Source organism: Rhodobium orientis, assembly GCF_003258835.1.
Classification (GTDB): Bacteria; Pseudomonadota; Alphaproteobacteria; order Rhizobiales; family Rhodobiaceae; genus Rhodobium; species Rhodobium orientis.
The window spans coordinates 1-7,637 of record NZ_NPEV01000095.1; the positions used below are offsets into that span (position 1 = coordinate 1).

General features: G+C 66.9%; 8 protein-coding genes. 3 read left to right on the forward strand and 5 right to left on the reverse strand.

What is annotated here, in order from left to right:
- Positions 1–80: 80 nt before the first annotated feature.
- Positions 81–920 carry a DUF3108 domain-containing protein gene (locus CH339_RS23230; RefSeq protein ID WP_111436798.1) on the reverse strand — a complete coding sequence of 280 codons (840 nt, stop codon included), beginning with the start codon at positions 918–920 and terminating at the stop codon, positions 81–83.
- Between the two features lie 322 nt (positions 921–1,242).
- On the opposite strand from CH339_RS23230, the gene rpmB reads away from it, so the two are divergent.
- Both rpmB and CH339_RS23240 read left to right on the forward strand, forming a co-directional pair.
- Positions 1,243–1,542 (forward strand): 50S ribosomal protein L28, encoded by a 300-nt coding sequence (gene rpmB, locus CH339_RS23235; RefSeq protein WP_111436799.1) that lies wholly within the window; start codon positions 1,243–1,245, stop codon positions 1,540–1,542.
- A gap of 116 nt (positions 1,543–1,658) precedes the next feature.
- On the forward strand, positions 1,659–2,312 hold the full coding sequence (locus CH339_RS23240; RefSeq protein ID WP_111436800.1) for a queuosine precursor transporter: 654 nt from the start codon (positions 1,659–1,661) through the stop codon (positions 2,310–2,312).
- Here the strand turns inward: CH339_RS23240 and CH339_RS23245 are convergent.
- The 4 genes from CH339_RS23245 to CH339_RS23260 all read right to left on the reverse strand — a co-directional run bounded on the left by CH339_RS23245 (position 2,275) and on the right by CH339_RS23260 (position 7,179).
- Positions 2,275–3,366: an esterase-like activity of phytase family protein gene (locus CH339_RS23245; protein ID WP_111436801.1), complete on the reverse strand. Its 1,092-nt coding sequence runs from the start codon at positions 3,364–3,366 to the stop codon at positions 2,275–2,277. The two genes, CH339_RS23240 and CH339_RS23245, sit on opposite strands and share 38 nt — an antisense overlap.
- Positions 3,367–3,376: 10 nt before the next feature.
- The gene (cobT, locus tag CH339_RS23250; RefSeq protein WP_111436802.1) at positions 3,377–5,281 is read right to left on the reverse strand and encodes a cobaltochelatase subunit CobT; all 1,905 of its coding nucleotides are present in this window, start codon (positions 5,279–5,281) and stop codon (positions 3,377–3,379) included.
- Between the two features lie 29 nt (positions 5,282–5,310).
- Positions 5,311–6,297 carry a cobaltochelatase subunit CobS gene (gene cobS / locus CH339_RS23255; protein ID WP_111436803.1) on the reverse strand — a complete coding sequence of 329 codons (987 nt, stop codon included), beginning with the start codon at positions 6,295–6,297 and terminating at the stop codon, positions 5,311–5,313.
- 252 nt (positions 6,298–6,549) lie between these two features.
- The gene (locus tag CH339_RS23260) at positions 6,550–7,179 is read right to left on the reverse strand and encodes a J domain-containing protein (RefSeq protein WP_111436804.1); all 630 of its coding nucleotides are present in this window, start codon (positions 7,177–7,179) and stop codon (positions 6,550–6,552) included.
- A 142-nt stretch (positions 7,180–7,321) separates the two neighbouring features.
- Here CH339_RS23260 and CH339_RS23265 point away from each other — a divergent pair, with 142 nt between their 5' ends.
- Positions 7,322–7,600 carry a BolA family protein gene (locus CH339_RS23265; protein WP_207189609.1) on the forward strand — a complete coding sequence of 93 codons (279 nt, stop codon included), beginning with the start codon at positions 7,322–7,324 and terminating at the stop codon, positions 7,598–7,600.
- Positions 7,601–7,637 lie beyond the last annotated feature (37 nt).

A 7,637-nucleotide genomic window follows, 5' to 3' on the forward strand; every position in this document is an offset into this window, starting at 1 on the left:
GGCCGCCACTGGGGCGGCCGGCGAAAACGGGTATTTTCCGGTGTGGTGGGTTTTCGGACCCCGCAAAGGGACGCCCGGTCTTATTCGTTGATCGCAGCAGCCTGCTTCTGCTCGCCGACCATGCGCAGGCGCCGGGCCTCGACCACCAGCGGGCCCATGTTGGTCTCCATGGAGATCCGGTAGGGCACGAAGAGCGGCAGGTCGCCGACGGGGGCGAGCCAGGCCTCCATGGTGCGGTTGTCGGCCATCGTCTTGACCGAGACCTTGTGCGGGCGGTGGCCGGCGACCGGCACCCAGCGGGCGCCGCAGACGACGACCGTTCCCTCATAGTCCGGGTTCTTGACCTCGCGCGTGCCCTTGTAGCTGAACTTGACGTCGTAGCGGGTCCAGCCGTCGAAGACGGGGATGGTGCGCTTGCAGGCGCTCGCGTCGAGCTTGGCCTCGCTGCCATTGGCCGGGAACAGGACGGCGCTCAGGGGATCGAGGATGTTGCGCTTGTGGCGCTTGGTCACCGGAATGCGGTCCGGCACCTTGCGCAGCTTCGGGCTGACGGCGAGCTTGCGCACCGCGCCGCGGCTGAGCGCCATCGACACCTTGGTGGCGTCGCGCTTGCCGGAATTGGACCTGAGGTCGTAGCGGGCCGGGGTGACGTGGGCGCGGCGCAGCCAGCCGGTCGCCTCGGCGTTGCCCTTGCCGGACGAAAACAGCCGGCCGAGGCCGGAGGAATGCATGTCGAGCTTGGCGGAGTAGGCGTCGTTCTGGACGATCAGCGACAGCCGGCCCTCGGCGAAGCGGAAGCCGGCGACCGAGACGGCGTAGACGCCGCCGACCTTGGTGGTCTTGGCGTCGGCCGGCACGGCAACGACCGCGGAGGCAAGCCCGGCAAAAAGGCCAGCTCCGAGGACGGCAGACTGCAACATCGTTCTTGAACGCACCCGACTCTCCCCTGTCGAAGGTTACGATCGACGTGGGCAGCAATGCGTTGCTCCCCACACCGTCCCTCGATGACGCGGTAAACGGCGATCGCGTCGATTGTTGGGCGACATGGTAACCGCCACGTTAACGAACATCAAAATAGCTTGCGGCCGGGTGACTTTTCGCGGCCATCGGCGGCAGAAAGCTTGACGGTCGCGCTTGCGGCTCATATAGGAGGGCAGCTTTTTCAAGGAATGACGGATCGATCGGAACGGCGACGCGCTGGCGACCGCCATCGGATCTCCGATGATGAGAAGGATTTCGACCATGGCCCGGCGTTGCGAACTCACCGGCAAGGCGGTTTTGACCGGCAACAATGTCAGCCACGCGAACAACCGCTCGCGCCGCCGCTTTCTGCCGAATCTCTGCGACGTGTCGCTGATGAGCGACACCCTCGGCAAGACCGTGCGCCTGCGCGTGTCCGCGAGTGCCCTGCGCACCGTGGAGCATCGCGGCGGTCTCGATGCATTCCTCGCCAAGGCGGCGGACGCGACGCTTTCCCAGCGCGCCCTGACCGTCAAGCGCGAGATCGCAAAGAAGCGCGCCTCGGCCGAAGCGGCCGCGTAACGCGCTCGCGCCGGCAACGGCGCCAGCCAGGATCACCGCACGACGCGACGCAAGGCGCCGCCCGCGGCCGGAAGGCGCGGGGCGGCGTTCGGCGTTTCCGACAAAGGATATCCGCCATGACCGGCATCAAATCCCGTACCGTTCCCTTCGTCGCCGGCATCCTTGCGATGGCGGCCGTGGTCGTCGCTTCCAACATCCTCGTGCAGTATCCGGTCGCCGCCACCATCGGTGCGCTGAACCTTGCCGACCTTCTGACCTGGGGCGCCTTTACCTATCCGGCGGCCTTCCTCGTCACCGACCTGACCAATCGCCGGCTCGGGCCTTCTGCCGCGCGCCGTGTGGTGCTGGTCGGCTTTGCCTTTGCCGTGGTGCTCTCGATCGTGCTGGCAACGCCGCGGATTGCCATCGCGTCCGGCTCGGCCTTCCTCGTCGCCCAGCTTCTCGACGTTTCCGTCTTCAACCGCCTGCGCAACCGCGTCTGGTGGGTGCCGCCGGCGGTCTCCTCGCTGATCGGCTCAGTGGTCGACACTGCGATCTTCTTCTCGCTCGCCTTCGCCGCGCCGTTTGCGATCCTCGGCGCCAACGATGCGTTCGCCATCGAAGCGGCGCCGCTGCTCGGCCTTTTCGACGTTGCCGTGGTGCCGCGCTGGATGTCCTGGGCGCTCGGCGATTTCTCGGTGAAGCTGCTGGTCGCCGCAGTGCTGCTGGTGCCCTACCGGGTCGTTCTGTCGTTCATTCAGCCGCAGGCTGCGGAAGCACGGCCGGCCTGAGCTTGAAGCCGCCTTTTTCGTGCGGCACCGGCGGCTCGACGAGGCGGAAGCGCAACAGCAGCGTGCGCTGAAGCAGCGAGCGATTGTCGTCCGACATCAGCGTCAGCACCGTGTCGCCATTGTCGCCGACATGGACCGACAGCCCTTCCATATTGTCGATCTGGTAGCCGAAATCGGCGGTCATCAGCTCGATGCCGTCGACCGTCGTGCCGGCCTTGAGCGCGGCGCAGGGAATGCGCCGTAGGCGCATGCCGACGCCTTGGGCAAAATTGAACAGCCGCTCCAGGATGACGAGGTCGCCGTCCGGCAGGAAGGCGGCGTCGGTGATGCTGAAGTCGCCGTCCAGGCGGACGCGAAACATTCCTGCCTTCGGCCCGCCGATGATCCAGCCCGGGATATCGCGGTCGGAGCGCGGGTCGCGTTCGGCGAGGGCGATGACCTCGGCGCCAAGCGGGCAGGTCTCGGGCGGCACGGCGATCGCCTCTAGGCCGCGATTGCCGCGCAGTTTGCGGATCGCCCGCGGGATCTTCATACGCTCGCCGCGGCCGAGGAAGTTTTCCAGGTCGACCGGAAAGCGCTCCAGCCGGTGGTCGCGCTCGAAGGAGACGATGAACTGTTTCGGGTCGGGGCCGCGGGTCAGCACGACGGATTCCGCGTCGGCCTCGTGGCCGACGATGACCGTCCCTGACGCATCCAGCATCGGCGCGATGCGGGCATCAAAGAGCGCGGTCGGGCGTCCGTCGGCATCGACGTCGAGTTTTGCGTCGAACCAGAAGCCGTTGTCGGAGATGGCGACGATGCGCCGGCCCGCCTTAAGGCTGACGAGGCCGCTCAGCGCCCCGAAATGGCGGTTCGGCGACCAGAGTTCGAAACCGCCGAGATATTCCAGCCGGCCGAAGCGGGCGAGATCCGGATAGCCGATGCGGAAATGGGCGATCGGCGAGGAGCGGACCTCGATGCTCTCCGCCCCCGGCGGGATCACGGGCTCGGCCGCTGCGGCAAGGGGAGCGGCGAGAGCGCAGCAAAGGAGAAACGCGCGGAGCGCGGCTCTCATTGCGCGCGCCTCATCGCACGGCCCGTCGGCGTGAAGAACCCGGATCCTGGCGGCGGCGCTCCGCCGGTGCGTCGTCGAAGAGGTCGGCGAGCTGGTCGGTCATGGCGCCGGCGAGCTCGTCCGCATCGACGATGGTGACGGCCCGGCGGTAGTAGCGGGTAACGTCATGGCCGATACCGATGGCGATCAGCTCCACCGGCGAGCGCTCCTCGATCTCCTCGATGACCTGGCGCAGGTGGCGCTCCAGGTAATTGCCGGAGTTGACCGACAGGGTGGAGTCGTCGACCGGCGCGCCGTCGGAGATCATCATCAGGATGCGCCGGTTCTCCGGCCGGGCGAGAATGCGCTTGTGGGCCCAGTCCAGGGCCTCGCCGTCGATGTTCTCCTTCAGGAGCCCCTCGCGCATCATCAGGCCGAGATTGCGCCGCGAGCGGCGCCAGGGCGCCTCGGCGGCCTTGTAGACGATGTGGCGCAGGTCGTTGAGGCGGCCGGGAAGCTGCGGCTTGCCGTTCTGCAGCCAGTGCTCGCGGGCCCGCCCGCCCTTCCAGGCGCGGGTGGTGAAGCCGAGGATCTCGACCTTGACGCCGCAGCGCTCCAGCGTGCGCGCCAGGATGTCGGCGCAGATGGCGGCGACCGTGATCGGCCGGCCGCGCATGGAGCCGGAATTGTCGAGGACGAGGGAGACGACGGTGTCGCGGAACTCCGCCTCGCGCTCGCTCTTGAAGGCGAGCGGCTGCATCGGGTCGGTGACGACGCGGGTCAGCCGCGCGGTATCGAGGATGCCTTCCTCAAGGTCGAAGTCCCAGGCGCGCTGCTGCTGGGCCATCAGCTTGCGCTGCAGGCGGTTGGCGAGCCGGGCGACGGCGCCGGTCAGATGCTCGAGCTGCTTGTCGAGGTGGCTGCGCAAGCGGTCGAGTTCGGCCGCGTCGCACAGCTCCTCGGCCTTGATCGTCTCGTCGAAGCGGGTGGTGTAAACCTTGTAATCGAATTGCGGCGGCCGGTTGCTGAGCCGCTGGTCCGGACGCTCCGCCTCGCCGGCGTCGTTCGGGTCGGCGGAAAGGTCCTGGTCGTCGACGCTGTCGGCGTAGGTATCGGTCGCCTCGGCGTCGCCCGCTTCCGATTCCTCGCCGGAGACCTCGATCTCTTCGGGAGAGGAGGCGTCGGCGGCATCGCTTTCGTCGCTCTCGCCGTCGACCTCGGTGTCGCTCATGTCGGAGCGGTCGTCGTTGTCGTCCTCGTTGCTGTCGTCCGGGTCGCCGCCGAGCTGGTCGGCCATGTCGAGGGACGCGATCATGTCGCGCACCGTGACGGCGAAATCGCGCTGGTCCTCAAGGGCTTCCATCAGCCGGTCGAGGTCGGCGCCGGCCTTTTCCTCGATCGTCGGGCGCCACAGGTCGACGATGTGCCGGGCGCTCTTGGGCGGCGGCGATCCGGTCAGCCGCTCGCGCACCATGAGGGCGACGATCTCCTCCATCGGTGCGTCGTCGCGGGCCGTCATCTCGTGGTACTTGTTGCGGTGGTAGCGGTCTTCCAGCATGGCGTTGAGGTTGCCGGAAACGCCCTTCATACGCTGGGCGCCGATGGAATCGCAGCGCGCCTGCTCGACAGCCTCAAAGAGGGCGCGGGCGTTCTGGCCCTGCGGCATCAGCGAGCGGTGGAGGGCCGGATTGTGGGCGGCGAGCTTCAGGGCGATGGAATCGCCGACGCCGCGCAGGATGGCGATGTCGTTGCGGGACGGCCGGCGCGGCGGCTCGGGCAGCCGTGCCTTGTTGCCGGCCATGCCCGGCCGGTCGGTGGCGAAGCTGACCTCAAGGTCGTCGCGGCCGGCAATCGCGCGCATGGTGATGCCGACGGCCCGCTTGACGGGCTCGGTCGGCGCCGCTGCCTTGCTGTTGGGCCGGTGGTTCGACGTCATCGCTGCTCCCGCGTTCCCGGTTCCGTGCCTCAGGAAAGAACGACGTTGGCCGCCGATTCCGGCAGGTCGCGGTCGAAGCAGCGCTGGAAGAACTCGGCCACCACCGGCCGCTCCAGCTCGTCGCACTTGTTGAGGAAGGTGACGCGGAAGGCAAAGCCGAGGTCGCCGAAGATGTCGGCATTCTCGGCCCATGTGATCACCGTGCGCGGGCTCATCACGGTCGACAGGTCGCCGTTGATGAAGGCGTTGCGGGTCATGTCGGCGACGCGCACCATCTTGGAGACCGTGTCGCGGCCCTCGTCGGACTGGTAGTGCTTGGCCTTGGCCAGCACGATGTCGACCTCGTTGTCATGCGGCAGGTAGTTCAGCGTGGTCACGATCGACCAGCGGTCCATCTGGCCCTGGTTGATCTGCTGGGTGCCGTGGTAGAGGCCGGAGGTGTCGCCGAGACCGACGGTGTTGGCGGTGGCGAACAGCCGGAAGCTCGGATGCGGGCGGATGACCCGGTTCTGGTCGAGGAGCGTCAGCCGGCCCTGGACCTCCAGCACGCGCTGGATGACGAACATGACGTCCGGGCGGCCGGCATCGTACTCGTCGAAGACGAGCGCGGTGTTGGTCTGCAGCGCCCAGGGCAGGATGCCGTCGCGGAACTCGGTGACCTGCAGGCCGTCGCGGATGACGATCTGGTCCTTGCCGACGAGGTCGATGCGCGAGATGTGGCTGTCCAGGTTGATGCGCACGCAGGGCCAGTTGAGCCGGGCCGCGACCTGCTCGATATGGGTCGACTTGCCGGTGCCGTGGTAGCCGGTGACGATGACGCGGCGATTGCGGGAAAAGCCGGCGAGGATGGCGAGCGTCGTGTCGCGGTCGAACAGATAATCCGGATCGACGTCGGGGACGTGCTCGTCGCGATCGGAAAAGGCCGGAACTTCCAGCTCGGTGTCGATGCCGAACACCTGCCGGACGGAAATCTTCATGTCGGGCACGCCGGCGAGGGCTTCTGCGGTCTCAGTCATTTTCTATCCCCGGGCTCCGCGGGAGGCCGCGGATGTCGTTGGCGGACGGTTGTCAGATGGTCCTGGAGGCTCTTCACAGGGAGCATTTAGAACATCGGGCGGCGAATTGAAAACCATTCCCGCCGGTCGGCGGGGCGAATTGGTGGCGGGTTGCAACGCGCGGGCGCGAAAACCCGCCACTTTGCCGTCCTTGAAAATTCCTTCCAAAAACGGCGATTCGGTGTCGAGGCCTGTGTCGGCGGGCTGGCCCCGTCAGCAGAAGCCGGCCTGCTTGAGGATGTTGTAGGCCTGGATGACCTGGCGCAGGCGCTCTTCCAGCGAGCGGTCGCCGCCATTGGCATCCGGGTGGTGGCGCTTCACCAGTTCCTTGAAGCGGGCCTTGATCTCGGTCTTGTCGGCGGACAGCTCCAGCTTCAGCACCTCGAAGGCGTGGCGCTGGGTCTTGGTCAGGCGGCGCTCGCGCCGGGCGGCGCGGCTCTCCGCGCCGTGGTCCTGGTGGCCGCGAAAGAACTCGAACGGATCGTAGGTGCGCGAATTCCAGCGCCGGCGGGCTCTGGTCGCGATGCTCTCGTCGGCTTCGGTCGGGGTCCGGTTGGCGCCCATCTTCCAGGTCGGGCGATGGCCGATGGCGGAGTTTTTCAGGTAGGCGGCGATGGCGTCGTTGTCCATGCCGGAGAAGTAGTTGTAGGCCTTGTTGTACTGGCGCACGTGGTCGAGGCAGAAATTGAGATATTCGCCCTCGCGGTTGCGGCCCATCGGGGCGCGGTGGGGGGCGGCGGCCTGGCAGCCTTCCCAGTCGCAGGTCGGGTGCTCGCGGGAGACCGGTTGCTCCTTGGTGCGCCGGACCTTGATCTGGTCGAATATGGCCGAGTCGAATTTCATGGGCGGATTATGTCGGGTGCAGCAGGCGGGAACAAGTCATTGACCGCCGCGAAACGGCGCGTGGGTCCCCTGGCGGTCATCGGAATGATTCCTAGATAGTGAGTCGACACGGCTTTGGAAATAGGTGGTTTCGCCAGTGAGCATGAGAGACAAGATTGAAGCAAAACTTAAACTTGCCCTTCGGCCGGAGAGCATCCGGGTCGAGGACGAGTCGGCCAAACACGCAGGCCATATCGAGCGGCACGGACACGCGGACCCGGACGGCGACACCCATTTCCGGGTCTGGATCGTCTCCGACATGTTCGCCGGCAAGAGCCGGGTGGAATGCCACCGGATGATCACCGATCTGCTCGCCGAGGAGTTCGATGCCGGGCTCCACGCCCTGGCGATCCACAGCTCGACCCCGGCGCAATCGGCGTAACGGACACTTCTGTCACAGTGCGAAAAAAATGGCGGCC